We start from the raw sequence: 25,476 nt of genomic DNA on the forward strand, positions 1-25,476 counted from the left end.
ATGAGTAATATTTCCCATTCACCATTCACCATTCACGATCAACCATTGAGAAACAACTAAAACACATACCTTATGAATCACAATGAATCACCCATCATTGTTGGTCTGGACATCGGAACTACCAAAATCGCGGCCATAGCAGGTCGTAAAAATGAGTATGGCAAACTTGAAATACTCGGTTTTGGTCGTGCCAATAGCAGTGGTGTTCAACACGGACAGGTGTTGAACATCGATCAGACCATCAAAGCCATTCAACAGGCTTTGTTAAACTGTTATGAGAGTAATCCCGATCTTGAGATCAACGAAGTATATGTTGGTATTGCCGGGCATCATATCAAGAGCCTGCAAACCCGTGGCGACATGGTTCGTCAGGACCCTGAAACCGAAATCCAGCGTTGGGAAATTGATCAGTTGCTGAATAACCAGCGTAAGACTTTTATCCCCGCAGGTGATCAGATCATTGATGTGATTCCTCAGGATTTTCATGTGGATAATATCCAGAATATAAAAGATCCTGTTGGATATAATGGCGTGAAAGTGGGCGCAAATTTCCACATCATTACCGGCGACAGAAATGCCATCAGGAATATTCACCGTGCGGTAGACAGAAGTGGACTGAGCACCAAAGACTTGGTATTACAGCCGCTCGCATCTGCCAGTGCGGTAATGAGTGATATTGATATGGAAGCAGGTGTGGCTATCCTCGATATTGGTGGTGGTACCAGTGACCTGGCTGTTTTTTATGAAGGTATACTGAAACATACAGCGGTGATTCCATTTGGTGGTGAAAATATTACCAACGATATCCGTATGGGCTTGGGTGTACTGAAAAGTCAGGCAGAAGCGATGAAAGTACAGTTTGGTAGTGCATTGGCTGACGAAGCAAAAACAAATGCTTATATCACCATTCCCGGACTGAAAGGAATGCCGGCAAAAGAAATCAGCGTGAAAAACCTGGCGGCTATTATCCAGGCAAGAATGAGTGAGATACTGGATTTTGTAACCTATCACATTAAAACTGTAGGCCTAGACAGCCGTGCATTGAATGGTGGTATCATTCTTACCGGTGGTGGTTCACAGTTAAAACACCTGATACAGTTAACAGAATATACAACCGGCCTCAATGCAAGAATAGGATTGCCAAATGAGCACCTGGCGCCCAACCATATTGAGGAGCTGAAAAAACCTATGTACGCTACCTGTCTGGGTCTGATACTGAAAGGTTACAGCGATTACGACCACAAACACAAACAGTTTACTGAACAGTTTAAGAAAGTGGAAGTGCCAAGAAACCTGAAAGTGGAGACGCCGGAAATCGAAATTCCTGTAATGCAGGCTGTATCGGAAGTTGACGGCAATGCAAGAAAACAGAAGTTCTGGGATAAGTTTAAGAATAACCTGATCGATCTGTTTAAGGAAGAGGAAGACCAGGTAATAAAATAAAACACAGTTAACATACGTTTCCTATATACCGTCCCATTGAAAACTAAGTAATCTACTAACCCAACAAAAATGTTCTCTATGATTCACTTTGATCTTCCCAAACAGAAATCCTCCATCATCAAGGTACTTGGTGTGGGAGGCGGTGGAAGCAACGCCGTTAACTTCATGTTTGATCAGAATATCGAAGGTGTTGATTTTATTATCTGTAATACCGACGCCAAAGCCATCGAACAAAGCAAGATTCCCAATAAAATACAATTAGGTCCACACCTTACACAAGGACTTGGTGCCGGAGCCAATCCCGAAGTAGGAAAGAAAGCTACCGAAGAGTCGCTGGAAGAAATCAAACGCATACTCGAAGTGAATACCAAAATGGCATTCATTACAGTAGGTATGGGTGGTGGTACCGGAACAGGTGGTGCTCCTATTATTGCACAGATCTGTAAAGAACTGGGTATTCTTACGGTTGGTATTGTAACCACTCCTTTCGGATTTGAAGGTCCGCGCAGACAGTTACAGGCTGACGAAGGTATTCGTCAACTGAAACCATATGTAGATACTTTGCTGGTCATCAGTAACGATAAACTGCGTATCCAGTATGGCAACCTGAAAATGAAAGAAGCATTTTCTAAAGCAGATAATGTACTGGCAACTGCAGCAAAATGTATTACGGATGTAATCAATAGCCGTGGGCACATTATAGTTGACTTTGCCGATGTGTGCACTGTTATGAAAAATGGTGGTGTGGCCATATTGGGTAAAGCTGAGGTAGAAGGCGAAAACCGTGCACAATTGGCCATTGAAGAAGCATTGTCGTCTCCATTGCTGAATGATAATGATATCAGGGGTGCAAAATGGATACTCATTAATATCAATAGCGCAGAAGGTGATCATGAGTGTACAATGGATGAACTGGAGACCATCAATAATTTCCTGCGTATGCAGGCCGGAGAAGATACGGATGTAATTGTGGGTATGGGATATGATAATACACTGGATAAAAAAATCGGTATCACATTAATTGCTACCGGATTTGAACATAAAGACCCTTTTGCTAAGCCTGTTGAACAAAAAAAGCCTGAGCCCAAACAGGAGAAAATTGTTATGACCCTGGATGTTGAGCAGGCAGAAGTAAAACCCGTTCAGCAACCTGTGCAACAAACATTACCCCTGGAAGATAAAGATCCATTTGCTCCCAGAATGGAAGAAGTGCAGGAAGAGGCTCCGGTACTGAATTTCTTTGCCAGCACCGCTGTTGTTGAAGAAACAAAAATAGAAGAGGAGCCAGCAGAGAATTTCACCCTGCAGTTTGAATTAAGTACGGAAATAACAGAGGAAGTAGTAGTACCCGAATTACCTGAAGAGGAAGTACACGTAGTAAAAACAGTGGTGCAGGAAGAGTTGCTGCAGTTTAAAGTAAACGAACAGCCACAACAGCCTGTAACAACCATGTTCAGTAAACCCATGAATATTTATGCAGAGCCTGAAAAAACGGCACCTGCACCTGTTCAGGAATTAACGCCTGTTGCGCCGCCTGTAGTAGAAGAAAAACCTGTTGCACAGGAAGAAGAAATGATGATGCAACTGGTAGAAAAAGAAGAAAAACCAGTGCCGGTAGCGGTTGCACCACAAGCCAGCTTTATTGATGATTCGGTATTGGATGATGCGGAGGAGCAGAAAAGAAGAGCGGCTGAGCGTATCCAGAAACTGCGCAACCTTTCTTTTAACATGAACAATAATGCAGAAGCAAACAGTGAATTCGACAATGTACCTGCATATGTGAGAAGAAATATGGAACTCTTTGGAAATACCCTTACATCTGTAGAAGACTTTTACAGTAAATACACAGTAGGTAAGGATGAAAATAATCAGACACAGATTTCTACCATTAATACGTTTTTGGATGGAAAAAAGCCTGATTAGCGATTGCTTATCATAGATGTTTTAGCCTGGTGATTTTAGTTGTTGACCCCGACCCTTGTGTCGGGGTTCTTTTTTCAACTTTTATTGTCGGATATTTGTTGTATCAATAAACGACAATGGAAACAGTGCTCATTACCGGAGGAACAGGAATGCTGGGCCAGTACCTGACCCGTTTATTGATCGGCAAAGGGTATCGTGTATGCTGGCTAAGCCGGCGTGCAGGCGAAACAACAATACAGGGAAACAGGATCCAGTTATTTCAATGGGATATTGATGAACAACGGATTGATGAAAAAGCCATATCATCCGCAGATCATATCATACATCTTGCTGGGGCGGGTGTAGCAGAACAACGCTGGACCAACAAGAGAAAACAGGAGATACTGGATAGCAGAACCAAGACCAGTGCACTCATCGTAAAGGCATTACGCGAAATCCCCAATAAAGTCCAAACAGTGGTGAGTGCCTCCGCCATTGGCTGGTATGGCCCAGACCGTGCAGACAGTAAGAACCCATTTACAGAAGATATGCCATCATACCCTGGTTTTCTGGGCGATACCTGTAAAGCATGGGAAGAAAGTATTGCGCCGGTAACAGCATTAGGTAAAAGACTTGTAAGATTGAGAATTGGTATTGTATTAAGCGGAACAGGTGGTGCCATCACCGAATTTAAAAAGCCGATCAGACTAGGCATCATGCCCATATTCAGCTCTGGTAAACAAATGGTAAGCTGGATACATATTTATGACCTGTGCAACCTTTTCCTGTATGCAACAGAAAACAAAGCAATAGAAGGTGTGTACAATGCTGTAAGCCCTAATCCTGTATCCAGCAGGGGTTTGATGATGTCGTTAACACGAAGCATGGGTAAATCATGGGCGCTGCCTATACCCATTCCGGCATTTATGCTGAAAATATTATTGGGTGAGATGAGCATCGAAATACTCAAAAGTGCAACAGTCAGCAGCGGGAAAATAGATGCGGCAGGGTTTCAGTTTGCTTATCCTACCATTGATGAAGCCCTGGTGAATCTCTGATGTAGGATGTAGGATGTCTGATTTGTTTGTGTATCTCGTAACTAATAAAATCAGACATCCTACATCAGAAATCAAAGATCCCTCTTACTATGTACTCTGTAACAAATGATCCAGATAATAGCTGTAATGGCCAGCGTAAGGCCAATATGCATGGGAACGGCGTCTAATGCTTTCTGGTATTCTGCTTTCAGATCTTTGCCAAAATTGCCGATGAAGGCAGGAACAGGAATTAATCTGTCTGAAGCCTCGAATGGGAAAAATTTACCAATATCATTTTCCACCTGGTACTTAAACCATGATACAGCTATATTTTCAAGAATAAGGTAATGAAAAAAGAAAATGCCCAGTGCAATGAATGCTTTTTTGATCAGGTATCCAAGCAGGAAAGCAATAGAAAGCTGTGAAAATGTTTGTAGAAAAAATAGTGGGATGTATTCCAGTTGTTCATTCCAGCGGTAAAAATTTTTACTGTCTGTGTAAGAACCATACCCGATAGCTACTATGGCATAGGATAATGTGATAATACCGGTAACAATGAGTACATCACATAATTTGCTGGTAATAAAATTTTTCCTGCTCCATCCGTCAATGATATTCTGTCTGTGCGTACGGTAATTGTATTCATTGGTAACCAGCATGATCACCAGTATGGCGGGTAATACAATAAAAAATGAAGAGAAAAACGCTACGGTATGCCAGGTTTCCGGGAATGCATATGGATTGCCGAGGAACATCTTGGCAATAGCACCTGTTTCTTTTCCTTTGGTAATATCTTCATATACTTCAAGGAACATCAGGTTGATGCTCGGATAGGTTAATGCTACAATACCGAGCATCCACCAGAAAGCAGGGTATTTTTTAATTTTTAGCCATTCTATTTTTATAAGGGAAAGCATAATATCTTTTTTAGGATGAATTAGTCGTTGGTTAATTCAAAGAATTTGGTTTCAAGACTCTTCTTCTTTAATAACAATTGATTGAGTGTAACACCATGTTCAAAACAATGACGGTTCAGGTCTTCCATGCGGGCAGTACCCAACGGGAAGTACAACTCAAACAATTTACCATCCTGTTTCAAATGTGAGTGACCACGGAATCCTTCTAAAACAGATTTGAGTTTATCGGTGTCAGTAGCAGATATTTCAACAATATCTTCATTGGCCAATACCTCATCTACCTGTCCGGCAGTAAGCAATGTGCCTTTTTTAAGAATGGCCACATGGGTACAAACTTTCTCCACTTCATCGAGCAGGTGACTGGCCATGATGATGGTTTTACCTTCTCTTGCCAATTGTTTGATGAGTTCACGTATCTCAGCAATACCAACCGGATCGAGACCGTTGGTAGGTTCATCAAACACCAATACTTCAGGATTGCCAAGTAGAGCAGCACCAATCGCCAGCCTTTGTTTCATACCCAGACTATAGGTTTTGAACTTGCTTTTTTTCCTGGCAGATAATTTTACAATTTCCAAAACCCTGTCAATATCTGCTGCATCGCCACGGCCACTGATGGCCTGGGTAATATTCAGGTTATCTACCGCGGAGAGATAATGATAAAAATTAGGTGTTTCCAACAGTGAGCCAATCTGTTTTCTGGTTTCCGGAGAACCGGGTTTTCCAAACCAGGCATAATTGCCGGAGTTAGCTTGTAAAATATCGAGGATGATACTCAGCATGGTTGTCTTACCACTACCGTTTGGACCCAGGATACCAAAAACACAGCCCTGGGGAACATCAAACGATACATTGTTCAATGCCTGGATAGCACCATACCTTTTTGATATTCCCTGGATGGAGAGAACAGGTTGCATAAGCAGTTGTTAACGATGAATAATAATGATGCATTATTTGCACCAGCTTACCGAAGATACTCAGAATAGCATGAGAATGAAAGAAAAGGGATGATCAGTTTTTTACATGTACCAGCGGTAGTTGGGAGGGGCGGAATATTTTCCCTGCCCGGGATTTAGATTCTGGGCAGGGAAAGAAAGGATGGTTTAGTTTCTCAATGGTCTGCCACTTTTGAGCACACTTTGAATGCGTTCGAGTGTTTTTCTTTCGCCGCAAAGACTCAGGAAAGCTTCTCTTTCAAGATCAAGGAGGTATTGCTCTGTAACCAATGTGGGTTCGCTTAAATCGCCACCACACATCACATAAGCTAATTTCTTTGCAACCAGTGCATCATGATCTGTGGCATAATTACCTCTCCACATACCGTTGATACCTGCATACAAAGCGCCTAATGCTGAACGGCCCAGTACTTTAATATCGTTGCGTTGTACAGGTGTTGTGTATCCACTATCGGATAGTTCTATGACAGATTTTTTGGCTTCCGCCAGTCTTCTTCCCAGGTTCATTACAATTTCATCTGCGCCTTTTCTCAGGATACCCATTTCCACCGCTTCTAGTGCTGAAGTGGCCACTTTGGCTGTAGCAATCGATAAAAACCTGTTCTTTAATGTGATTGTTTCGGGTTCATCTTCATGCATGTCATCAGCGGCACGCAATACAAATTCTTTGGTACCACCACCACCGGGTATCAGTCCCACACCTAGTTCAACCAGGCCAATATAGGTTTCTGCTGCGGCACAGATTTTATCGGCATGCAGGTTCATTTCGCAACCACCGCCTAATGTAAGTCCATGAGGAGCGGTAACTACAGGTACAGAAGAATAGCGCACACGCATCATGGTATTTTGGAACATGCGTATGGCCATATCCAGTTCATCGTATTCCTGTTCAATGGCCAGCATAAATATCATACCCACATTGGCGCCTGCACTGAAATTGGCACCTTCATTACCAATGATCAATCCTTTGAATTTTTCTTCGGCAATGCCAATCGATTTATTAATACCTTCCAACACTTCACCACCTATACTGTTCATTTTGGTGCTCCATTCCAATCCTGCTACACCATCGCCAATATCATACAATCTGCAGGCACTGTTTTTCCAAACCAGTTTATCGCGGTGGTTATTCAGTACGAGGAAAGATTCTCCACCCGGAATGGCTTTGTATGTTTTGGATGACTGGTCATAAAACATCCTGCGGCCATTTTCTACTTTGTAGAAGCTTGTCGCGCCGGAGGCGAGCATGTCATCAATCCATTTGGCAACTTTATAACCAGCGGCTTTCATGGCTTTCACAGTGGCTTCAACACCAACTGTATCCCAGGATTCAAAAGCGCCAATCTCCCAGCCAAAACCAGCCATCATAGCATCGTCTACACGATAGATTTCATCACTGATTTCAGGAACACGGTGTGAGATATATGAAAACAGCGAAAAATGAAATGCACGGTAAAATTCACCTGCTTTATCAGGTGCTGCCGACAACATTTTAATTCTTTGTTTCAGGTCATCAACCGGTTTGGCAGCTTCAATACTTGCAAACTTGGGTTTATTGCGTGCACCATATTCCATGGTAGACAGGTTCAGTGTTTGAATCTCTTTACCTTCAGCCGATTTTATTTTTTTGAAGAAACCCTGTCCTGTTTTATCGCCCAGCCAGTTATTGGCAACAATTTTATCCAGCCATGCGGGGATATTGAAAATGTCTTTTGCTTCGTCATTCGGACAATTATCTGCAACACCTTTGGCCACTTTCACCAATGTATCAATACCCACTACATCGGCAGTTCGAAAAGTAGCTGATTTGGGTCGGCCGATGATGGGGCCTGTTAATGCATCAATCTCATCAATGCTTAGCCCCAGTTTATCCATGATATGAAAAATGCTCATGATACTGAATACGCCAATCCGGTTGGCAATAAATGCGGGTGTGTCTTTGCACAACACTGTCGTCTTACCAAGATAGAGATCGCCATACTGCATTAAGAAATCAACAATCTCAGGATCGGTATGGGGTGTAGGAATAATTTCAAGTAAACGCAGGTAACGGGGTGGATTGAAAAAGTGTGAGCCACAGAAATGTTTTTTGAAATCGTCACTTCTTCCTTCCGCCATCATATGAATGGGAATACCCGAAGTGTTGGAAGTAACCAATGTGCCGGGTTTACGAAACTGTTCAACTTTAGTATAAATCAGTTGTTTGATATCGAGTCTTTCCACCACCACTTCAATGATCCAGTCGCAAGTGGCAATATCTTTCATATTATCATCAAAGTTGCCGGTGGTAATTCTTTTTACCACCGCCTTTGAATAAACGGGTGATGGGTTGCTTTTGATGGCAGCCTGTAATGCATCGTTTACCAGTTTATTCCGTTCAGCGGGTTTGGTACTTTCTTCGGCGCCTTTTGCCACCATATCTAACAAAAGTACTTGTACACCAATGCCTGCAAAATGACAGGCTATACGTGAGCCCATAACACCACTACCCAATACTGCCACTTTTTTGATGGAACGTTTCATGTGTGTCTATTTATTGATTTTGGTCGCATAACATTCGCCGGTAAATACTTCAACTTATAACAGCTTTTGTTATGATTGATTTTCTGCTGGACGCCTAACCGTAAAATTAGTTAGTTATGCAACTATTTATATCGAAGGTAAGGGAATTTATTTTTATCCGGGAGGGTAGGGAGAGGGCAAAAAAATATCAAACAGCAGCGATACTGTTTGATATTGTGGCTCTTCAGTAGGATTACTTTGATTTGGGTATTTATTCTTCCGAAGGAGCCGCACCCTTGTATGCCATATACAGGCATCCGAGGTAAACAATTAAGAGTACGTAAACTAACATAATCGGGGGGGATTTTGTTTCTACAATTTATGATGAAAACCGCTAATTTATGTGAGGTTTAACAGTCCTTTTATTCACTATATGTGGATACCGGATGTAAAATACCTGATTTTTAGTGCCTTAGATGAATGTTAAGCTTCCCATCTTCCCGCCTGCTGTACCTGTAGCTTGTTGTATTATTACAACACTCAAATTTTATTATTGTTCTTAAAATCCTGCCACTTAACAATAATCGATTGAATTTGACCTGCTTTCAGTTATTTTTGTTTACATGGAACTCACGTCTGAATTGGTTGATCATCTGGCACATTTATCGAGACTGCATTTTGCAGACGAGGCTAAAAAAGAGATACAAAATGACCTTCAGAAAATGCTGGCATTTGTAGAGAAACTCTCTGAATTGAACACAGAGGGTATAGAGCCTATGTTGCATATGGGGCAGTCGTTTAATGTGTTGAGAGAAGATGAGGTGAAAGGATCAGTCGACAGACAAACCGCATTAAAAAATGCACCCGGTGCCAGTGACAGTTTTTTCAGGGTTCCCACAGTTATTCGAAAATAGATCGTTTAAATACAAAGTCAGCACATGTCAAACCAGGTGATCATCCGACTCGAAAACATCCAGAAAAGTTATTTTATGGGTAACCAGGCCATTCCTGTTCTGAAAGGAATTACACTGGATATACGTAAAAATGAATATGTAGCGTTGATGGGCCCTTCCGGCAGTGGTAAGAGTACATTGATGAATATACTGGGTTGTCTTGATTCACCTACCGGTGGTAAATATATATTGAACGAAAAAGACGTGAGTAAGATGGCCGATGATGACCTGGCCGAAGTACGCAATTCAGAAATTGGGTTTGTCTTTCAGCAATTCAATTTATTACCCAGACTGAGTGCCGCCGAAAATGTGGCACTTCCGTTGATTTATGCAGGGATCAGTAAAAAAGAGCGAATGGAACGATCACTGGCTGCACTGGAGAAAGTAGGACTTGCAGACAGAAGTCATCACAAATCAAACGAGCTCAGTGGTGGTCAGATACAGCGTGTGGCGATTGCGCGGGCATTGGTAAATAATCCATCCATACTACTCGCAGATGAACCTACCGGTAACCTCGATTCAAAAACATCGGTGGAAGTAATGGAAATATTTGGCAAGATTCAACAGGCCGGTAATACAGTTGTACTGGTAACCCATGAAGAAGATATTGCAGCCTATGCTCACCGGGTAGTGCGTTTGCGCGATGGATTGGTTGAAACAGATAAAACACGCAGCACGGCCATGGCACATTTGTCGTAACGGATGTTGATGGGTGCAGATTTTGTGGAGAGCTTTAACCGGCTCTCTTTTAGTAACTGAACCAATCAAATCTATTTTTGTTTTCACTTAGAACACAGTAACAATGGCACTAAAAATATATACCAAAACAGGTGATCTGGGTAAGACTTCTCTTATCGGGGGAACCAAAGTACCCAAAAGTCATATTCGTATAGAAACTTATGGTACGGTTGATGAACTGAACTCGCATATTGGTTTGGTAGGTGATTATTTTGATGAGCCACATACCCGTTCCATTCTCAAAGAAATACAGGATCGTTTATTTACCATCGGTTCTTCACTTGCCTGTGATCCGGAGAAAGAACCATTGATGAAAATGCCCGATCTGAAAGAAGCAGACATTACGGTGCTGGAAAAAGAGATTGATAAAATGAATGAAGTGCTACCACCGATGAAATTTTTTATTCTTCCCGGTGGACATATTGCTGTTTCTTCCACACATATAGCGCGTTGTGTTTGCAGAAGGGCAGAGCGTTGTTGTGTGAATATGCAGGAGCAGGATATTTTTGTTGATCCTTTAGTAATTAAATACCTCAACCGTTTAAGTGATTATCTCTTTGTCTTGTCCCGGTTTATGGCCCATCATTTAGGTGTGGCTGAAATAGCGTGGAAGCCAAGGGTGTAGACTGCTTTGAATTATGAAGCGTAATATAAGAATTCGATTTATTCACGATTGATCATTCATCCATTCACCTCCAAAGGAATCCTTCAGATATTCAGGAAATCACACAATTCTCCCGTCTTTCATATGCAGAATGCGATCGCTTAATGCAGCCAATTCCTCATTATGTGTTACGATCAAAAAAGTTTGCTGAAACTCTTGTCTCAGGGTACCAAAAAGTGCATGTAATTCGCGTGCATTGCTACTGTCGAGGTTGCCGGTAGGTTCATCCGCAAAAATAATATCAGGTTGATTGATGAGTGCCCTTGCCACCGCCACCCGTTGCTGTTCTCCGCCGGATAACTGGTTCGGTTTATTCTCCATCCGGTCACTTAACCCTAAAAGATCGAGTAATTCAGCGGCTCTTTTTTCCACATTTTTTTTGGGGGTACCGGCAATCCATCCGGGGATACATACATTCTCTATGGCCGAAAATTCGGGCAGGAGGTGGTGAAACTGAAACACAAAACCGATATGACGGTTCCGGAAGGCAGATAGTTTTTCGCCCTTTAAAAGGTCAACCTGCTGGTTACTGAGCCAGATGGAGCCGGTATCGGCCTTGTCCAGCGTCCCCAGAATATGCAATAAAGTACTTTTCCCGGCACCCGAAGAGCCCACAATACTCACCATTTCGCCTTTGGAGATGTCAATATCGACCCCTTTCAGTACTTCGAGTTGACCATATTTCCGGGTAATATTAACCGCTTTGAGCATGATTATCGCCTGTTTATCGCTCAAACTTAGCCTATATCAACCTTTTTTTAAACATTTCTTTACACAGGAAGTCGAACCACATTTGGTGGTATCGTATATACGGTTACATTTGCAAAAAATTAAAAGGTAAGTTATGTTCTGGACATTAGAATTGGCAAGTTACCTGGAAGAAGCTCCCTGGCCGGCCACAAAAGATGAATTGATCGATTATTCCATCCGTAGTGGTGCGCCTATTGAAGTGGTAGAAAACCTCCAGGAACTGGAAGACGAGGGTGAAGTGTACGAGAGCATAGAAGATATCTGGCCTGATTATCCAAGTCAGGAAGACTTCATGTTCAATGAAGATGAATATTAAGACCCGCTTTCAGGTTGAATAGATTAAAAAAAAATCCCGCCTCATAGTTAGAGGCGGGATTTTTTGTGCCATTAGCGATTAGCTATTAGCCTTTCTTCTTAAAAGTAAGTTTGAAATAAAACAGTACCAGCGTCAGCGCCAGCACTACCAGATTTGCTACGATTACCGGACCGCTTTCTATGGCAAAACCATATACCAGCCATACAATGGTGCTGGTAACAACAATGGTAATCATCCAGATACTCAGGTCTCCTACACTTTTCGATTGCCAGGATTTATATACCTGTGGAATAAAAGTTATGGAGGTGAGAAAGGAGCCAAGATAACCCACGATTTCGATCCAGCTCATAAACAATTTTTTGATGTAAGATGTCAGATCGCAGATGTAATCAAATCTGACATCTGCGATCTGACATCATAAAATTTTATTCTACTCCTAGTTTCGTCATCACATCCATACTCACCCCTGTGGTAGAATAGCCACCATCGTGGAAGAGATTTTGCATGGTTACCATGCGTGTGAGATCGGAGAAGAGGGTGATACAGTAGTTGGCACAATCTTCTGCACTGGCATTGCCCAAGGGTGCAATGGCATTGGCATAATCGAAGAAATCGCCAAAACCTTTGATACCTGAACCTGCTGTGGTTTTGGTAGGAGACTGCGATACGGTATTGATACGTACTTTTTTCTCCAGTCCGTAATGGTAACCAAAACTACGTGCAATAGATTCGAGCATGGCTTTAATATCGGCCATATCGGTATAGAAAGGATAGGTACGTTGCGCAGCAGCATAAGATAGCGCTACCACACTGCCCCATTCATTGATAGCATCTAATTTTTTTGCCACAGCCAGCATTTTATGAAGCGACATGGCTGATACATCAATGCCTTTCATGAAATACTCATAATTGGATTCAGTGTAAGGAATTTTTTTACGGATGTTCACACTCATGCCGATCGAGTGGAGTACAAAATCTATTTTACCACCCAATACTTCCTGCGACTGTGTAAACAGGGTAGTGAGTTCTTCAACGCTGGTAGCATCCGCAGGGATGATCTGTGAGTTGGTTTTCTCGGCCAGTTTATTGATTTCTCCCATACGCATGGCGATGGGGGCATTGGTTAATACAAAAGTTGCACCTTCTTCGTGTGCTTTTTCAGCCACTTTCCAGGCAATTGAATTTTCATCGAGGGCGCCGGTTATGATACCGCGTTTTCCTTTGAGCAGGTTATAAGCCATAATAATGCGTTTAAAAATGGTTTAGTAGGGGTAAAAGTATAGAATATCGGTTAAACCCTAATTCATCATCATTTCCCGGGCATTTTCCAGAGCGGCGGCAGTTGGCTTTTCTCCACTCAGCATACGGGCAATGGCAGTAATACGTTCGTCTGTATCCAATAAACGGATATTGGTCTTTACTGCATTTTCAACGATCTCCTTGTACACAAAGAAATGTGCATCGGCCTTGCCAGCTATCTGTGGCTGGTGGGTAATGCAGATGATCTGTCTTTTAGCAGCCATATTTTTCATGATCAGTCCCACCTGTTTGGCGGCTTCGCCGGAAATACCGGTATCAATTTCATCAAAAATCATGGTGGGCAGGTCGATGGATGCAGCTACCAGCGATTTAATACACAACATCAAACGACTCAATTCACCACCACTGGCCACTTTGCGAATGGGTTCAAAACGGTTGCTTTTGTTGGCATCGAAAAGAAAATCAATCTGGTCTTTTCCGTACTGCTGTAATGCGCTATCCTTTAAGTCTACTTTCAGTTTGGCATTGGGCATACCCACTTGTGTAAGTAGGCGGTTGACTTCCCCTTCAAGGGGTTTGATCTGCTGATGCCTTGCTTTTGACAGTTGTTCTGCAAGTTGTTCAGCCTGCTTGTATAAAGCCGCTACTTCTTTTTCTTTTGAAATAATGGTATCGTCAATATGTAAAACAGCTTCCAGCTTTTTTGACAATTCCTGTTGCAGTGCCAGCAATTCATTGGTATGTTGAAGTGCATGTTTTTTGAGTAATTTATACCCATCAGTGAGTCGCTGATTGATCCATTCAATTCTTTTTTCATCAAACTGAATATGGTCGTTTACATGGTCAATTTCACCCGCAATATCCTGTAACTCCACCTGTGTACTTTGTAAACGTACAATTACTGCTGCCAGGTCTTTGTGCATGTCTGCAAAAGGCTGTAATTGCTGGATCAATTGTTTGATGTTGGTAACAACCGGCAGTTCGCTTTCGCGTAACTCGTAAAATACTTTATTCAGGGCCGACTTAATACCTTCGGCGCTGCTCAATACTTTCAGTTCCTGGTCCAGTTCTTCCAGCTCATTTTCTTTGAATGATAATTCACTCAACTCATCAAATAAAAACTGGTGATAATCTGCTTCTTTAGTAAAAGCATTTTTCTGATTCTTCAACTGCTCCAGCTCTTTTGAGATCAACTGCCACTGCTGAAATATTTTTTTAAACTCGTTCAATACAGGTTCATTGCCCGCAAGTGCATCAAGTACTTTACGTTGAAAATCGCTGTCGCCCAATTCCAGTGTATCAAATTGCTGGTGAAGATCGACAAGCAGAGAAGCTAGTTGTTTTAATTGCTGAACGGTGGCAGGTGTATCGTTGATGAAAGCCCTTGATTTTCCATTGGCAGCAATTTCCCTGCGCAGTACCAGTTCATCATCAGCATCAAGTTCATGCTGTTGCAGAAATGACAATACTTCGGGTTTATGGTTTGTATGAAACACGCCCTCAATAAAACATTTTTTTGTGTTGTTCACTAAAACAGAACTGTCGGCTCTTTCGCCCAGTATCAGACTCAGTGCACCCATCAGGATACTTTTACCGGCACCAGTTTCGCCCGTAATAATATTCAGGTTATCGGAGAAATGAATCTCGATCTCATCAATGATGGCGTAGTTCTGTATGTGGAGCTTTGTAAGCATTGGTTTGGTCAATCGTGAATGGTCAATAGTGAATGGTGAATAGTGAGTGGTCAGTAATCATTTTTCACATCCCAACTCCTAATATCCGACATCCGACATCCGACATCCGACATCCTCCTTTCCCGCTGCAATTTATACAAAAGACTATTCCCCTTTACATCTCAATATCCCCGATTTGGCACGTTGATCGAGGGAATTTTTGTATTCATGGTCGCCCATATCGAGACAACGCTGGTAATACTGTATGGCCAGCGATTTTTGTCCCTTTGCTTCATATATCTGCGCTAATTGAACCGCGGCACGTGCACCATAATACTCTTTTCTGAATTCGCCCAGTCTTATAGCAGCGAGATAAGCATTGATGGCATCATTTTCACGCCCCAGATCGTCATAAATACGCGCTGCACGATAAACATATTCTAACCTGTCTTCTTCTTTATCAAAATCGGTTTCTGCTTTACCGTGTAATAATGCCAGTGCTTCACGATGATAGCCTCCATCATTGAGCAGACGGGCTTTTAATAAGAGCATATTGGGCCAGTAATTGGCTTTGGCATCTTTCAAGGCTTTTTTATCGGCATCAGAATCGGTGTTGCCCTTTGTTAACACCAGTTGTCTTGCTTTTTCTGCGGCGGCTGTATTTCCCTGTAAATAATAGCAAAGCCTTATTTTATCGTACACATCTTTTACATAAAAGTTGCCTTTGAATTTTTGTAAAAAACGTTCGAAATAGGGGATGGCTTCTTCAGGTTTAAGCTGGAACATTTTTACAAAACCCATTTCAAAATCCCAGATGGGAATATCGAGGTATTCATTTGAATGATTGCGGTTTTGAACTATTTGCTGGGTGAATGACGATTGTTTGTGGTTGAGACTGAGATTGGCCGCCATCCAGCCATATAAATGATTGTTGACGAGGTCGAGTTTTTTTTGCTGGATAAAACTGAGGGCCTCATCTTTTTTGTTATCCATGTAAAACAACAGGTATGGATAAATAAAGTATGCCTCATTGGTAAAAATTTTTGCAGAAGGGTCGCTACTGTTTACAAATGCCTGTACGGTTTTCAAACCTTCTGTAACAGAGCCCCGCATACCCAATACACCGGCCAGCCATTTATATCCTTTTGGAACGGTACCAATCATGGTTTGCAGGGTGCCATACATCAGGTCATCCGGAATAAAACGGGGAAAAGATTTTTTATTGTCTTTTAGCAATATCCAGGCCCGGCGTATATCCCAGCCTGCTTCCCACATTTTCCCGAACTTGATAGCCGAAGCAGCTTTGTGAACCCGAACAGTACTTAATGCGAAACGATAGTAGGGAGAATTGGTTGGTCCCTCTTCCAATATATCTATTCTCTCACTGAAACGGGGATATCTTATTTTGTAGTCGGCAGGGTTTTCATTTAGAAACAATATCAGGAAATCAATATAACTCTCCAGTACAACAGGAATCAGGTTTTCTGGATTTTGCAATCTTGCTTTTTGGATCAACTCCTGTCCATGTTCAATTTTTAACCTGGTTATCTCATAATATGCCTGCTGACAGAGCGCATTAAAATCGTACACTTTCTGGCTGATACTTGAAAGCGATAACAATATAAATATAACAAGTGTACTGGCCTGCTTCATGCAGCCCGAAAATAAGAAAGGACAGCCATATAGCTGTCCTTTCAAAGTATTTTAACGCAAGAGTATTTATTTAACCTCTACGCTGTCGTTCAGATCTGCATCTACCAGGATACGACCACAGTTTTCGCAAACAATGATCTTCTTGTGTAAACGAATTTCACTCTGACGCTGAGGCGGAATAGAGTTAAAGCAACCACCACATGCATCGCGCTCAACAGGCACTACAGACAAACCATTACGATAGCTTTTGCGGATGCGATCGTAGCTGTACAGAAGGCGATCATCAATATGACTGCGTGCTTCTGCACTTTGTTTGTTGAAATGTGTTTCTTCTTTCTCTGTATCGGCGATGATTTTTTCCAGTTCACCTTTTTTATGGTTCAGTACACCATCTTTAACGGCGATCTGTTTTTTAGCCGCTTCTAGCGCTTTTACTTTATCGGCCAGCTCTTCATTGGCATCACGGATATGTTTTTCAGCCAGTTTAATTTCCAACTGCTGCATTTCAATTTCCTTGTTGATGGCTTCAAATTCGCGGTTGTTCTTCACGTTTTCGCTCTGCTTCTCATATTTCGCAATCAGCGCTTCACTTTCTTTCATCGCAGTTTTTTTGCTTTCGATGAATTCAGTGATACCGTTGATCTCTTCTTCAACGCGGGTCTGGCGACTCTGTAAACCCTGGATCTCATCTTCCAGATCGCTTACTTCCATGGGAAGTTCACCCTTCAGAATCTGGATCTCATCCAGCTTGCTGTCGATCTTCTGCAGTTTGAGCAGATTAACCAGTTTTTCTTCAACCGAAAAGTCTTTAACGGAAGCCATATTGTATAAGTGGTTTATTGTATAATACTTGATTCCTGTGCCTTGATCCTTGAATCTTGTTAGTTTTCCCTTGTTTCCTCCCCGGTGAAGTAGTTCACCACATTGGTTTTTACCCCGGATTTGAGGACGGCAAAGGTAGGGAATTTAGCCTGTAAAACATCAATCAGCAGGTCGGTAGTATATTGTTCACTTTCCCAATGGCCAATATCGGCAATCAGTATCCGGTCATTGGCATCAAAAAACTCATGGTATTTGAAATCGGCTGAAATATAGATATCTGCCCCTTTTGCCACTGCTTTTCCGGTTAAAAAGCTGCCGGAACCACCACAAAGGGCCACTTTTTTGATTTTTTTGCCCAAAAATGGGGTGTGTCGTATGATTTTGAGACCAAAAGCCGTTTTCAGCATCTGAAAGAAGAAAATCTCATCCATGGCTTCGGGTAGTTCTCCTATGAGCCCGCTTCCAACCTCCTGATAATCATTCGATAAGCTAATTAAATCGTAAGCCACTTCTTCATAAGGATGGGCCTCGAAAAGTGCCGTAAGTACCTGCTGCTGACGCCAGGCAGGAAAAATGACCTCGACTTTTGTCTCAGGTTCAAAATGGGTTTTTCCGATCTCTCCAACATGTGGGTTACTGCCCTGTCCGGCCTGAAAACTGCCTGTTCCTTCAGCAGAAAAACTACAGTGACTATAGTTTCCAATATCTCCCGCACCAGCAGCAAACAAAGCGGTTCTCAGTTTTTCTGCCTGTGCATGCGGAACAAAACTGTATAATTTCATCAGTAAACCAGCTTTTGGGGCCAGTATTTTACGGTTGATGAGCCCCAGCTTATCTGCAATCCTGTTATTCACGCCATGAATCACATTGTCGAGGTTGGTATGAATGGCATAAATGGCAATATCCTGTTTAATAGCGGCGATCACCGCTTTTTCTACATAGTTTTTGCCATTCAGTTTTTTGAGTCCACCAAAAACGATGGGGTGATGAGCCACAACAAGATTACACCCCTTCTCCCTGGCTTCCAGTATAACGGCTTCAGTGGCATCAAGTGTACAAACAATACCCGTGCATTCCCATGAAGGGGAGCCGGTAATCAGTCCAGCATTATCGTAGCTTTCCTGTAATACGGGAGGGGCCAGTTGTTCGAGTACTTGTATGATATTATTAATCTTCATATTTGCTGATTGCTGACAGCAAGTTACCTTCATTCTATAATTGATGGTATGCAGGAAGGCGATTTTCTTTTTTATGACGGACAAATATTACGTTCAGACAGACTACTGATTTCACCCAATAACAGGTCGTACAGGTATGGCGATGGTTGTTTTGAAACCATTAAACTCCTCAATGGAAAAATACAATTGGCGAATTATCATTTTGAGCGACTGATTACTTCACTCGAACTGCTGCATTTTAAAAAGTCGGGCTATTTTACGGCAGCATGGCTGGAAAAACAGGTATTGGCTGTGGCCGAAAAAAACGGACACCTGGAAAATGCGAGAATACGACTTACCGTTACAAGAGGTGAGGGAGGGGTATATGATGAGCAGAATCAGTTTCCTTACCTGCTGATTCAAAGTTGGCCACTTTCTCCTACAACAGGTGAATTGAATGAAAATGGGTTGGTGATTGATATTTATAAAGATGCGCGGAAAGTAATTGATCGTTTCTCTGTGGTAAAAAGCAATAGTTACCTTCCTTATGTGATGGGCGCATTGTGGGCAAAGGAACAACAACTCAATGATGCCATTTTGTTGAATCCATTTGATCGTGTAGCTGATGCCACCATTGCCAATGTGTTTATCGTGAAAGATGGTCAAATAAAAACACCGGCACTAACGGAAGGGCCTGTGAATGGTGTAATGCGTCGTCATTTATTACAATTATTTCGGAAAGAAAATATTCCGGTAGAAGAAACAGCATTGACCGTGGATGATCTGCTGGAGGCTTCTGAAATCTTTTTAACCAATGTAATACATGGCATCAGGTGGGTAAAACAGTTGGGCAACAACAATTATAGCAACCTGCTCACACAAAAACTCTACCAACAACTCATCAAAACACCGGGCTAAAGATTTCTCCTTTATCTATTGAACCATTTGTTCCCGGGGGTGTTACAAACCTAAAACCTAACTCATGAAACCTCGTATACAGGTAATGTGGTTCCGCAGAGATCTTCGGTTGACTGACAATGCCGCACTCTATTATGCTTTGCGTACCGGTATTCCTGTATTACCCGTTTTTATTTTCGATAAAAATATCCTCGACCGGTTGGATGACAAAGCCGACAGAAGAGTGGAATTTATTCATGCAGCCATAACAGAAATGCAGGTACAGCTTTTGGGTATGGGAAGTACCATGGAAGTGTACCATGATTATCCGGTACCCGTTTTCAAGAAGTTACTTGAACGATACGATATAGTAACTGTTTTTACCAATCATGATTATGAACCCTATGCCAAAGAAAGAGATGCTGAAATGGCAGCATTACTCAAAGAACATGGTGTAGGTTTTACAACATACAAGGATCAGGTAATTTTTGAAAAAAGTGAGGTAGTAAAGGATGATACCAAACCTTATACGGTCTTCTCTCCCTATGCCAGAAAATGGCGGGCCAAACTCAACGACTTCTACCTGAAAGCCTATCCAACCGAAAAATATTTTACTAATTTTTACCAACAGAAATCAGTTGCCATTCCATCTTTGTTATCAATAGGTTTTACACCTGTGGATCTTCCATTTCCTTCCCGCCAACTGAAAGAAGCTGTTATCAGGCATTATGGTGAGAACAGGAATTTTCCCTCACTGGAAAATGGAACATCCAGAATGGGTGTACACCTGCGTTTTGGTACGGTAAGCATTCGTTACCTCGCACGCAAAGCGATGGAATGGAATGATGTATACCTGAACGAGTTGATCTGGAGGGATTTTTACCACGCCATCTTGTGGCATTTTCCACAGGTAGGCAAAGGCGCTTCATTTAAACCGGAATACGACAGGATTGAATGGAGAAACGATGAAACAGAATTTGCACACTGGTGTAACGGCACTACCGGATACCCGATTGTAGATGCAGGCATGCGTGAACTCAATACAACTGGTTATATGCACAACAGGGTACGTATGATTGTTGCTTCTTTTCTCACCAAACATTTACTCATCGACTGGCGATGGGGTGAAGCTTATTTCGCACAAAAACTACTCGATTTCGATCTGGCTGCTAATAATGGTGGATGGCAATGGGCCAGCAGCAGTGGTTGCGATGCAGCTCCCTATTTCCGTGTGTTCAATCCATCTTTGCAAACAGAAAAATTTGATAAAGACCTGCGTTATATCCGCAAATGGATTCCTGAACTGAATGAATTCAATTATCCTCAACCCATTGTACAGCATGAACTGGCGAGAAAGAGAGTGCTGGAAGTTTATGCCAAAGCGCTGAAAGGGCTATGAGCTTTAAGCTGCTAGCTATTAACCGCTAGCTTCCAGCCATTAATGAATAATTATTTAAAACGACGAAGCCGTGAACATGACCTGTTCACGGCTTCGTCATTTTTTGCTAGCAGCTAGTAGCTAACAGCTAGCAGCTTTCTACCGAAAGCTGATCAGCTCCACATCAAATATCAAAGTACAATTTGGTCCAATCTGCGCGCTTACCTGGCGATCGCCATAGGCAAGATGAGGTGGAATGAAGAAACGCCATTTACTGCCTGTTGGCATTAACTGTAAACCTTCTGTCCAGCCTTTGATAACCATGTTTAATGGGAAGGCTGCGGGGCGCCCACGTTGAACGGAACTGTCGAATATGGTCCCGTCAATGAGGGTGCCATGGTAATGACAGGTAACTTCATTGTGTGCTTTTGGTTTTTCGCCGGTACCTGAAGTAAGTACTTCGTATTGAAGACCACTTTCCAATGAGGTTACTTCAGGTCTTTGTTTATTAAGCTCGAGAAAATCCTGACCTGCTTTTAAATTAGCGGCGGCTTTTTCTGCTTTTAATTGTGCCAGTTGATCTGCTACTCCCATATACATTTTTTTGCGAAAATAACAAAGAGTTTCTAACCTGATCAATGTTATCTTATTGTAAACTTAGTATTAAGTTTTGCCATGGTGCTGGTGATTGCTGTTCTAAACTTTTAACATTGCCATCCCACAAACCAATTGCCATGACTCCCATCAATAATCAATACGGACAACCCGTTGCATACCTGCATTTGAATATTATTCTCAACATAGAGCAGGATCAGGTTCTTGGACTTATCCTGGGTAACTGTGTATTCGGCGAGGCGGAAGTGCCTGTCGGAAAATTTTTCAAAGACAGTTTCAGGAAAAAAAACGGAAAAATCATAGCCGAATTGGGAGAAGAAACATCTCCTGTGCGACCTTCCAATGAACCGGCCATACTAAAACAGGCCTGGGAAAAACTGGCAGCCGTAAAAAATCATCTTTGTATGTGGGTAGATGAAAAAGAGGAGTGGTCTGAAGAAGGGTTTACCGATTTTCTGCAAGTACAGGAACGGAGAGCTGTAGCAGTTTGATCATAGCACTATTCCATTTTCCGTCACTCCTAAAAAATAGTCAGGCAAGGTTATCCTTATGTTAGTAATACTTTATGTTAGTATGAACAAATATTCATCGAATCATTAAGTTTATGCTGAACTGTTTTTTCTGGTAATGAAAACAGAAACATTTGCAGTCTTAAAAACTGTTTATGAAATCTGTTTGTACCCGAATCCCCCCAAAACTATTGCTGCTGTTATGTTTTATGACAATAGCAGCTTTCTCTCAAGCACAAATTATAAGAGGTGTCATCAAAGACAGTGCATCAAATCCACTGGCTGGCGCAACTGTTCAACTCAAAGGTGCTGCACTTAAAACTGCTACCCTAACAGATGGATCTTTCTCATTGAACCTGAATGGTACTTCTCTCACAAGTGCTGTTTTATTGATTAGTTATACAGGTTACCAGGACAGGGAGATACCTGTGAAAGGACTTGATAACTTATCTATTCAATTAACAGAACAAAAAGAAGTGCTGCAGGAAGTAGTGGTAACTGCATTAGGTATCCGGAGGGAAGAAAAATCGCTGGGTTATGCAGCACAAACGGTAAAAGAAAATGCGGTAAAAGATGCCAAAACCAATAACTGGGTAAATACCTTGTCTGGAAAAGTAGCAGGATTAAATATACAGGGAACTGGATCGGGGCCAATGGGATCAGCAAGGGTAACCCTTCGCGGAGAGAATTCATTGAACCTCGATAATAACCAGGCGCTGATTATTATTGATGGTGTTCCTGTCAGCAGCAGAATTACGGGAACCGGATACAATGCTCACCTTGCAGCAGATGGTCCGGTTGATTTTGGTTCAGGTTTATCCGATATGAATCCTGATGATATTGATAAAATAACAGTATTGAAAGGCCCGGGAGCAACAGCATTGTATGGCAGCCGCGCAGCAGGTGGTGCCATCATCATTACTACTAAAACAGGTCAGCGTTCAGACAAAGGCATTGGTGTTACATTTAACAGCAACATAAGTGTTGACCAGGTAAATCGTTGGCCCGATTACCAGTTTGAATATGGTGAAGGAAGAACAAGTGCTTACTATTCTTATCTCGATGGTGCTGATGGTCCTAACACAAGTACCGGTGTGGCTGCAGGCAGAGCCTGGGGACCACGGTTTAATGGCCAGCAATATTTTCAATACAATCCCGATGCGCCAGATGGAAGACCGACTGTAAGAACACCATGGGTAGCACATAAAGATTATATCTCAGGGTTTTTCAAAACAGGTGTTACGATATCTAATAGTATTTCGATGGAAGGTGGTAATGATAAAGGATCGGCACGTTTATCGGTTACACATCTAAAAAATGACTGGATACTTCCCAATACAGGATTTGAAAGAATTAATGCAGCTTTATCTGTTTCGCAAAAAATATCAGATCGGTTGAAAATTACCGGTAAAGTAAATTATACCAATAAGCACAGCGACAATCTTCCTACAGCCGGATATAATAACCAGACAGTTATGTACTTCCTGATTATTGGCACAGCACCCAATATCAGACCGGAATGGTTCAAGCCTTATTGGGAACCCGGACTCGTGGGTGTTAAACAAAGAAATCCATTTAATCCCGGTCCGGATAATCCTTACCTCGATTTATATGAAATGCTGAATAAGATGAATAAACATGGTGTGATCGGCAATATAGCCGCTACCTACACCATCAACAAGAAGCTTGAACTGATGCTTCGTGCCGGTACTGATATGTCTTTTGAATTCCGTTCACAGCAGCGACCATTCAGTATGACAAAATACCCGCGCGGTATGTACCGCGAGCAAAACGTATTTAATTATGAAATGAATGCTGACTTCCTGTTGACTTATAAAGACAGGATTAATGATGACATTAATTATACGGTTTCAGGCGGTGGTAATGCCATGCGACAGACCTATGATTTTTCTGGTGCCTATGCAGACCAGCTTTCGCAACCCGGTATTTACCAGGTGTCGAATAGTCTTGATCCCGCAGTAGTAGATGCAGTGAAAACCAAGAAAGCCATCAATAGTGTGTATGGTTCAGCGCAGTTTTCATATAAAGAACAAATATTTCTGGATTTAACCGGAAGGAATGACTGGTCGAGTACATTGCCATTCAAAAACAATTCATTCTTCTATCCATCTGTAAGCACAAGTTTTTTACTGAGTGATATGTTTTCATTGCCTGCGCAGATTTCATTTGCCAAATTCAGGGCATCATGGGCACAGGTTGGTAATGATACCAGACCCTACCAGACCGATAAATATTATGACCGTATTTACGGTAACAGTTTTACCAATCCATCAACCTTATTTAACACTGACCTGAAGCCGGAAATCACCACCAGCTACGAAGCTGGTTTAGACCTGCGTTTCTTCAAAGGAAGATTAGGTATTGATGTAGCGATGTATGATAATAAAAGCCGTAACCAGATATTGGCCATTCCTTTAGATCCTGTATCGGGCTATTCAAGTGCATTGGTAAATGCTGGTCTGATCAACAGCAAGGGCATTGAACTTACTTTAACAGGGAAACCGATTATTCGTAAAAATTTTGCGTGGACTACTACACTTACCTGGAGCCGTAACAGAAGTTATGTACGTGAACTGGCTGCAGGTATTACCAACCAGATTATTTATAGCCATGGTGGTAATGTAAGTATTGAAGCGAGGGTAGGTGGCCGAATGGGCGATTTATATGGCAGGGGTTTTCAGCGAACAGCAGATGGACAGATTATTTATTCAACGAATGGCTTGCCTGCACCGCTTGATCCGGTTGCAAAAAAATGGGGTAATGCTTTTGCGGACTGGAAAGCAGGATTGATGAATGAGTTTACCCTTGGCGATTTCAGAATCAGCATATTACTGGATGGCCAGAAAGGTGGTAGTATGTATTCTCAAACCAATCACAAAAATAACACACTTGGTAAAACAAAAGTAACATTACCCGGAAGAGACAATGGTATTGTAGGTGATGGAGTTGTATTCAACAGTGGAACGGGTAAATATGAAAAGAATACAGTGAATGTAGCGGCCAGTTCTTATTACGATAATATTTATGCCATCAGCAATGCAGAGATGAACATTTTTGATGCTTCTTTTCTCAAACTCAGAGAAGCAAGAGTAGAATTCAACTTGCCCAAGAGGGCCCTCGCTAAAATTGGCATCAGGCAAACAAGTGTGGCTGTTTACGGCCGCGATCTGTTTAATATTAACAGTTTCCCTGGTTTTGATCCGGAGGGAGGTAACCTCAACAGTGGTACACTTACGCCAGGTGTTGAATTGACACAGTTTCCATCAACCAGAAACATGGGTATCAACCTCACTTTTAAATTCTAATCTGAAAA

At 42.0% G+C, this 25,476-nt stretch carries 22 protein-coding genes; 11 read left to right on the top strand and 11 right to left on the bottom strand.

The window, feature by feature from the left end; all coding sequences use genetic code 11:
* The first annotated feature begins 72 nt into the window (after positions 1–72).
* The 3 genes from ftsA (at position 73) to ACH3Z1_RS08860 (ending at position 4,403) form a co-directional block, all read left to right on the top strand.
* Positions 73–1,443 carry a cell division protein FtsA gene (gene ftsA / locus ACH3Z1_RS08850; RefSeq protein WP_490821567.1) on the top strand — a complete coding sequence of 457 codons (1,371 nt, stop codon included), beginning with the start codon at positions 73–75 and terminating at the stop codon, positions 1,441–1,443.
* A 78-nt stretch (positions 1,444–1,521) separates the two neighbouring features.
* Positions 1,522–3,366, top strand: a complete 1,845-nt coding sequence (gene ftsZ, locus ACH3Z1_RS08855) for a cell division protein FtsZ (RefSeq protein WP_490821568.1) — start codon at positions 1,522–1,524, stop codon at positions 3,364–3,366.
* A 116-nt stretch (positions 3,367–3,482) separates the two neighbouring features.
* A complete protein-coding gene (locus tag ACH3Z1_RS08860) occupies positions 3,483–4,403 on the top strand; it encodes a TIGR01777 family oxidoreductase (RefSeq protein ID WP_490821569.1) in 921 nt (306 codons plus the stop codon).
* A gap of 71 nt (positions 4,404–4,474) precedes the next feature.
* Here ACH3Z1_RS08860 and ACH3Z1_RS08865 read toward each other — a convergent pair whose 3' ends face one another.
* The 3 genes from ACH3Z1_RS08865 to ACH3Z1_RS08875 all read right to left on the bottom strand — a co-directional run bounded on the left by ACH3Z1_RS08865 (position 4,475) and on the right by ACH3Z1_RS08875 (position 8,778).
* The gene (locus ACH3Z1_RS08865; RefSeq protein WP_490821570.1) at positions 4,475–5,299 is read right to left on the bottom strand and encodes a DUF2705 family protein; all 825 of its coding nucleotides are present in this window, start codon (positions 5,297–5,299) and stop codon (positions 4,475–4,477) included.
* Positions 5,300–5,319: 20 nt separating this feature from the next.
* Entirely contained in the window at positions 5,320–6,216 is an 897-nt protein-coding gene (locus ACH3Z1_RS08870) for an ABC transporter ATP-binding protein (protein WP_490821571.1), read from the bottom strand.
* 186 nt (positions 6,217–6,402) lie between these two features.
* Complete coding sequence (locus ACH3Z1_RS08875) at positions 6,403–8,778, bottom strand: 3-hydroxyacyl-CoA dehydrogenase/enoyl-CoA hydratase family protein (RefSeq protein WP_490821572.1); 2,376 nt, start codon at positions 8,776–8,778, stop codon at positions 6,403–6,405.
* Positions 8,779–9,380: 602 nt separating this feature from the next.
* On the opposite strand from ACH3Z1_RS08875, the gene gatC reads away from it, so the two are divergent.
* The 3 genes from gatC to ACH3Z1_RS08890 all read left to right on the top strand — a co-directional run bounded on the left by gatC (position 9,381) and on the right by ACH3Z1_RS08890 (position 11,073).
* Positions 9,381–9,671, top strand: a complete 291-nt coding sequence (gene gatC / locus ACH3Z1_RS08880) for an Asp-tRNA(Asn)/Glu-tRNA(Gln) amidotransferase subunit GatC (RefSeq protein ID WP_490821573.1) — start codon at positions 9,381–9,383, stop codon at positions 9,669–9,671.
* Positions 9,672–9,695: 24 nt separating this feature from the next.
* Positions 9,696–10,409, top strand: a complete 714-nt coding sequence (locus ACH3Z1_RS08885; RefSeq protein ID WP_490821574.1) for an ABC transporter ATP-binding protein — start codon at positions 9,696–9,698, stop codon at positions 10,407–10,409.
* Between the two features lie 103 nt (positions 10,410–10,512).
* Positions 10,513–11,073, top strand: coding sequence for a cob(I)yrinic acid a,c-diamide adenosyltransferase (locus ACH3Z1_RS08890; protein WP_490821575.1), 561 nt, complete (start codon positions 10,513–10,515; stop codon positions 11,071–11,073).
* 99 nt (positions 11,074–11,172) lie between these two features.
* Here ACH3Z1_RS08890 and ACH3Z1_RS08895 read toward each other — a convergent pair whose 3' ends face one another.
* On the bottom strand, positions 11,173–11,823 hold the full coding sequence (locus ACH3Z1_RS08895) for an ABC transporter ATP-binding protein (protein WP_490821576.1): 651 nt from the start codon (positions 11,821–11,823) through the stop codon (positions 11,173–11,175).
* Positions 11,824–11,956: 133 nt separating this feature from the next.
* Here ACH3Z1_RS08895 and ACH3Z1_RS08900 point away from each other — a divergent pair, with 133 nt between their 5' ends.
* Complete coding sequence (locus tag ACH3Z1_RS08900) at positions 11,957–12,178, top strand: DUF2795 domain-containing protein (protein WP_026767946.1); 222 nt, start codon at positions 11,957–11,959, stop codon at positions 12,176–12,178.
* Between the two features lie 85 nt (positions 12,179–12,263).
* Here the strand turns inward: ACH3Z1_RS08900 and ACH3Z1_RS08905 are convergent, their stop codons facing one another.
* The 6 genes from ACH3Z1_RS08905 to ACH3Z1_RS08930 form a co-directional block, all read right to left on the bottom strand.
* Positions 12,264–12,527 carry a SemiSWEET family sugar transporter gene (locus tag ACH3Z1_RS08905; protein ID WP_490821577.1) on the bottom strand — a complete coding sequence of 88 codons (264 nt, stop codon included), beginning with the start codon at positions 12,525–12,527 and terminating at the stop codon, positions 12,264–12,266.
* Positions 12,528–12,603: 76 nt separating this feature from the next.
* The gene (locus tag ACH3Z1_RS08910; RefSeq protein ID WP_133474859.1) at positions 12,604–13,419 is read right to left on the bottom strand and encodes an enoyl-ACP reductase FabI; all 816 of its coding nucleotides are present in this window, start codon (positions 13,417–13,419) and stop codon (positions 12,604–12,606) included.
* Between the two features lie 57 nt (positions 13,420–13,476).
* Positions 13,477–15,132 carry a DNA repair protein RecN gene (gene recN, locus ACH3Z1_RS08915; RefSeq protein ID WP_490821578.1) on the bottom strand — a complete coding sequence of 552 codons (1,656 nt, stop codon included), beginning with the start codon at positions 15,130–15,132 and terminating at the stop codon, positions 13,477–13,479.
* A gap of 144 nt (positions 15,133–15,276) precedes the next feature.
* Positions 15,277–16,764 carry a tetratricopeptide repeat protein gene (locus ACH3Z1_RS08920; RefSeq protein WP_490821579.1) on the bottom strand — a complete coding sequence of 496 codons (1,488 nt, stop codon included), beginning with the start codon at positions 16,762–16,764 and terminating at the stop codon, positions 15,277–15,279.
* Positions 16,765–16,830: 66 nt separating this feature from the next.
* Positions 16,831–17,586 carry a zinc ribbon domain-containing protein gene (locus ACH3Z1_RS08925; protein WP_490821580.1) on the bottom strand — a complete coding sequence of 252 codons (756 nt, stop codon included), beginning with the start codon at positions 17,584–17,586 and terminating at the stop codon, positions 16,831–16,833.
* 59 nt (positions 17,587–17,645) lie between these two features.
* A complete protein-coding gene (locus ACH3Z1_RS08930; RefSeq protein ID WP_490821581.1) occupies positions 17,646–18,764 on the bottom strand; it encodes a Nif3-like dinuclear metal center hexameric protein in 1,119 nt (372 codons plus the stop codon).
* A 9-nt stretch (positions 18,765–18,773) separates the two neighbouring features.
* Between ACH3Z1_RS08930 and ACH3Z1_RS08935 the strand changes: the two genes are divergently transcribed.
* Both ACH3Z1_RS08935 and ACH3Z1_RS08940 read left to right on the top strand, forming a co-directional pair.
* Positions 18,774–19,661, top strand: a complete 888-nt coding sequence (locus ACH3Z1_RS08935; protein WP_490821582.1) for an aminotransferase class IV — start codon at positions 18,774–18,776, stop codon at positions 19,659–19,661.
* A gap of 64 nt (positions 19,662–19,725) precedes the next feature.
* On the top strand, positions 19,726–21,039 hold the full coding sequence (locus ACH3Z1_RS08940) for a cryptochrome/photolyase family protein (protein WP_490821583.1): 1,314 nt from the start codon (positions 19,726–19,728) through the stop codon (positions 21,037–21,039).
* Positions 21,040–21,177: 138 nt separating this feature from the next.
* Here ACH3Z1_RS08940 and ACH3Z1_RS08945 read toward each other — a convergent pair whose 3' ends face one another.
* On the bottom strand, positions 21,178–21,612 hold the full coding sequence (locus ACH3Z1_RS08945) for an FKBP-type peptidyl-prolyl cis-trans isomerase (RefSeq protein ID WP_490821584.1): 435 nt from the start codon (positions 21,610–21,612) through the stop codon (positions 21,178–21,180).
* Between the two features lie 140 nt (positions 21,613–21,752).
* Between ACH3Z1_RS08945 and ACH3Z1_RS08950 the strand changes: the two genes are divergently transcribed.
* Positions 21,753–22,124: a hypothetical protein gene (locus ACH3Z1_RS08950; protein ID WP_490821585.1), complete on the top strand. Its 372-nt coding sequence runs from the start codon at positions 21,753–21,755 to the stop codon at positions 22,122–22,124.
* Positions 22,125–22,351: 227 nt separating this feature from the next.
* The gene (locus tag ACH3Z1_RS08955) at positions 22,352–25,468 is read left to right on the top strand and encodes a SusC/RagA family TonB-linked outer membrane protein (RefSeq protein WP_490821586.1); all 3,117 of its coding nucleotides are present in this window, start codon (positions 22,352–22,354) and stop codon (positions 25,466–25,468) included.
* Positions 25,469–25,476: the final 8 nt, after the last annotated feature.

Source organism: Sediminibacterium sp. FW305-C-49 (assembly GCF_058231085.1).

Bases quoted from the DNA above. Each gene is read 5' to 3' on its own strand.
- ftsA (WP_490821567.1), top strand. From the start codon at position 73: ATGAATCACAATGAATCACCCATCATTGTTGGTCTGGACATCGGAACT.
- ftsZ (WP_490821568.1), top strand. From the start codon at position 1,522: ATGATTCACTTTGATCTTCCCAAACAGAAATCCTCCATCATCAAGGTA.
- ACH3Z1_RS08860 (WP_490821569.1), top strand. From the start codon at position 3,483: ATGGAAACAGTGCTCATTACCGGAGGAACAGGAATGCTGGGCCAGTAC.
- ACH3Z1_RS08865 (WP_490821570.1), bottom strand. From the start codon at position 5,299: ATGCTTTCCCTTATAAAAATAGAATGGCTAAAAATTAAAAAATACCCT.
- ACH3Z1_RS08870 (WP_490821571.1), bottom strand. From the start codon at position 6,216: ATGCAACCTGTTCTCTCCATCCAGGGAATATCAAAAAGGTATGGTGCT.
- ACH3Z1_RS08875 (WP_490821572.1), bottom strand. From the start codon at position 8,778: ATGAAACGTTCCATCAAAAAAGTGGCAGTATTGGGTAGTGGTGTTATG.
- gatC (WP_490821573.1), top strand. From the start codon at position 9,381: ATGGAACTCACGTCTGAATTGGTTGATCATCTGGCACATTTATCGAGA.
- ACH3Z1_RS08885 (WP_490821574.1), top strand. From the start codon at position 9,696: ATGTCAAACCAGGTGATCATCCGACTCGAAAACATCCAGAAAAGTTAT.
- ACH3Z1_RS08890 (WP_490821575.1), top strand. From the start codon at position 10,513: ATGGCACTAAAAATATATACCAAAACAGGTGATCTGGGTAAGACTTCT.
- ACH3Z1_RS08895 (WP_490821576.1), bottom strand. From the start codon at position 11,823: ATGCTCAAAGCGGTTAATATTACCCGGAAATATGGTCAACTCGAAGTA.
- ACH3Z1_RS08900 (WP_026767946.1), top strand. From the start codon at position 11,957: ATGTTCTGGACATTAGAATTGGCAAGTTACCTGGAAGAAGCTCCCTGG.
- ACH3Z1_RS08905 (WP_490821577.1), bottom strand. From the start codon at position 12,527: ATGAGCTGGATCGAAATCGTGGGTTATCTTGGCTCCTTTCTCACCTCC.
- ACH3Z1_RS08910 (WP_133474859.1), bottom strand. From the start codon at position 13,419: ATGGCTTATAACCTGCTCAAAGGAAAACGCGGTATCATAACCGGCGCC.
- recN (WP_490821578.1), bottom strand. From the start codon at position 15,132: ATGCTTACAAAGCTCCACATACAGAACTACGCCATCATTGATGAGATC.
- ACH3Z1_RS08920 (WP_490821579.1), bottom strand. From the start codon at position 16,764: ATGAAGCAGGCCAGTACACTTGTTATATTTATATTGTTATCGCTTTCA.
- ACH3Z1_RS08925 (WP_490821580.1), bottom strand. From the start codon at position 17,586: ATGGCTTCCGTTAAAGACTTTTCGGTTGAAGAAAAACTGGTTAATCTG.
- ACH3Z1_RS08930 (WP_490821581.1), bottom strand. From the start codon at position 18,764: ATGAAGATTAATAATATCATACAAGTACTCGAACAACTGGCCCCTCCC.
- ACH3Z1_RS08940 (WP_490821583.1), top strand. From the start codon at position 19,726: ATGAAACCTCGTATACAGGTAATGTGGTTCCGCAGAGATCTTCGGTTG.
- ACH3Z1_RS08945 (WP_490821584.1), bottom strand. From the start codon at position 21,612: ATGGGAGTAGCAGATCAACTGGCACAATTAAAAGCAGAAAAAGCCGCC.
- ACH3Z1_RS08950 (WP_490821585.1), top strand. From the start codon at position 21,753: ATGACTCCCATCAATAATCAATACGGACAACCCGTTGCATACCTGCAT.
- ACH3Z1_RS08955 (WP_490821586.1), top strand. From the start codon at position 22,352: ATGACAATAGCAGCTTTCTCTCAAGCACAAATTATAAGAGGTGTCATC.